The sequence below is a fragment of the Streptomyces sp. NPDC006265 genome (assembly GCF_040613555.1).
GTDB lineage: Bacteria > Actinomycetota > Actinomycetes > Streptomycetales > Streptomycetaceae > Streptomyces.
Map to the genome: position 1 here is coordinate 1 of NZ_JBEXSH010001483.1, position 1196 is coordinate 1196.

Here is a 1196-nt window from a genome sequence, read left to right on the forward strand (position 1 = left end):
GTGGCGCCCTTCAGGGTGAGTGTGTACGTCACGTCCGCTTCGGTCGCCGAGGTGAAGTCAAGCAATGATGCCCATGGTGCGTCTCCGCTTCGTCGTATAAGGATTGTGTTAAGTCATCGAGTGCGCCGATTCCGCCCGACCAAACGTCTCCGTCCGATATCAGCTCTGCGGGCCCTGCTCCGACGCCTGTTGACGAGTGGACCGCCGGGAACCGCCGAGGGCGGCGACCTCGCGCACGGCCTGCGCGATGGCCGAGGAGTCCTTTCTCAAGATCGCACCGTGGTTGGCGGCGACCTTCACGCTGTCGATGTTCGCGTTGCGAGCGGTCACCGCCTCCAGGCTGGTGCGGATCCGTTCCTGCTCATCACCGCGGCTTCCGAACGACGTTCCCGAAGCGACGACGTACCGCACCGGGACCGTGATGCCGTCCAGCACGGGGCCCAGCTCGCGTGCGCGGGAGAGCCTGCCGAGCTCGATGTTGCTGTTCGCCTGCTCCTCGGCGGTCATCCGCGGGGCAAGGCCCGTCGGGCGCAGCAGCGGCAGCGCCCACCCCATCCGCCGGAACAGCTTCCGTATCCGCTGCTCCATGGCGTCGTCGAGCCAGTCGTAGGGGTACGCGCCGTCGACGAGGATCGCGCCCGCCGTTCGATCCGGATTGCGTCCGGCCCAGTGCGCCGCGACGACCGCTCCGTAGGACCAGCCCACCAGGAACGCCCGGTCCACGCCTCTGGCCGCGAGGACGGCGTCGACGTCCCGGACGGCCGCCTCGAAGGAATAGTCCGCCGAACGCTTCGACTTGCCGCGGGCCCGCTCGTCGTAGGTGATGTGCCGCCACCCCGGCCCCAGTTCGGCGAGCGTGTGCCGCCAGTACCCCTGGGTGGCGAACTGGCCGTTGAGGTAGACCACAGGGGTACCGGGGCCGCCCGTGTCGGTGACGGCCAGGGCCGTGTCCTCGACCGGCACCATGCCGGTCCAACGCGCCTGGCTCGGGGAGGTGTTGCTGTTCGTCATGTCCTGGACCTTTTCGTGTGAGGTGCAGCCGGGCTCGTTCGGACGGGCTGCGGGCTTCTAGAGGCTGCGGGCGGTGATGTCGCCCTGGGTGGTGGTGGCGTGGATGGTCAGGCCGGCGGCGGCGCCGTCGGTGTTCCTGAGGGCGTTGTGGATCCGGCCGTGGCCGGTGCCGGCGTCGAGGGCGG

1 protein-coding gene is annotated in these 1196 nt (G+C 69.3%); it reads right to left on the reverse strand.

The genetic code is table 11. The annotated features are described in order from the left end of the window. Positions 1-159: 159 nt before the first annotated feature. A complete protein-coding gene (locus ABZ281_RS50000; RefSeq protein ID WP_356665546.1) occupies positions 160-1011 on the reverse strand; it encodes an alpha/beta hydrolase in 852 nt (283 codons plus the stop codon). Positions 1012-1196: the final 185 nt, after the last annotated feature.